At 60.2% G+C, this 1,270-nt stretch carries 1 protein-coding gene and 1 pseudogene; one reads left to right on the forward strand and one right to left on the reverse strand.

What is annotated here, in order from left to right; genetic code table 11:
• A partial coding sequence (locus tag IEW22_RS19770; protein WP_188589104.1) for an IS630 family transposase occupies positions 1–588 on the reverse strand: 588 nt, incomplete at its 3' end.
• 464 nt (positions 589–1,052) lie between these two features.
• Between IEW22_RS19770 and IEW22_RS20660 the strand changes: the two are divergent.
• Positions 1,053–1,211, forward strand: a pseudogene (locus IEW22_RS20660) (AfsA-related hotdog domain-containing protein); the annotation flags it as partial.
• Positions 1,212–1,270: the final 59 nt, after the last annotated feature.

Here is a 1,270-nt window from a genome sequence, read left to right on the forward strand (position 1 = left end):
CATGGGAAAGATCGGCTGGGTGCGATCGAGCGCTTGGATCTGGGTCTTCTCGTCAACGCAAAGCACCAGGGCACGTTCGGGTGGGTTCATGTAGAGCCCGACGACATCGCGGACCTTCTCGGTGAACAGGGGATCTTTCGACAGCTTCCACGAATCCTGTTTGTGCGGAGCCAATCCGAACGCCCGCCACACACGCGAAACAGTTGACTGCGACATGCCGAGATGCTCAGCCATCGACCGAGTCGACCAGTGTGTCGCATTCTTCGGAGTGGTCTCGAGAGTTGCGGTGATCAGGTCTTTGATCTGCTCGTCGCCGACGGTTCGAGGTCGCCCAGGCCGGGGTTCGTCGAGCAACCCCTCGCAGCGGTGCTCGACGAACCGGCCTCGCCATCGCCGCACGGTACCTCGGTTGAGGCCGAGTCGTTGTGCCACTTCAGTACTCGACCCGCCATCAGCGGCAGCGAGAACGATTCGTGATCGCATCGCCAAACCCGAGGCCGTCGTTCGCCGACGCGCCCACCCTTCGAGCTCACGGCGCTCATCATCAGTCAGAACAATATCCACTGCTCGCGGACCCCGGGTTGCCATTCCCCAGTCTATCAACCGAATGACAATTAATGACTCAGGACACTAGGTGATTGCCGTCATGCAAGGTCGGCGGTGTTCAGCGTGAAGGCGTCGCGCCGGAGGTGGGTTGCCGAGGTTTGAGCGCACTTGCTGCTTTCGGGCTGACTTCCACCGTTCCCCGTGTCTCGGTTTGCGGCGGCCCGGGAAGGCTGGTAGTCCTACAACCACGGAAGGTACTACAGATAGCGAACCTACTAGTTGGGCGAGTTGCTGGGTGCCGTCTCGTCCGGTTCGTAACAAGTGTTTTCAAACTCAGAGGGGATTCCTGTGACCGCCACTATCGAAGACCTGTCGTATGACCGAAACATCCCGCGTGACATCGTGCATCGTGAGTCGATCGCTGAGGTGTTCCTGACCGATGCTCGGCCGGCTGCGCGTGGAGCAGTGTTTGCGGCGCAGTTGCCCAGGAACCACTCCTATTCAGTGATCACCGGGGGACGGCAGCGACGTACGATCCGATGTTGCTGATCGAGGTGTTCAGGCAGGTTGCCATCTACTATGCCCACGCGTTCGTCGGTGTCGAGCGTGCGCAGAAGTTCTGGCGTGTCCCCCGTGAACCGGTCCGGGCTGTTCTAGAGTCCTGATTGCCCTGATGAGGGCACGAAGGGACGATAGGGATCATGGCAGGACGGAAGCGGCACTC

The organism is Gordonia jinhuaensis (assembly GCF_014639795.1).
In the GTDB taxonomy this organism is placed as follows: Bacteria; Actinomycetota; Actinomycetes; order Mycobacteriales; family Mycobacteriaceae; genus Gordonia_B; species Gordonia_B jinhuaensis.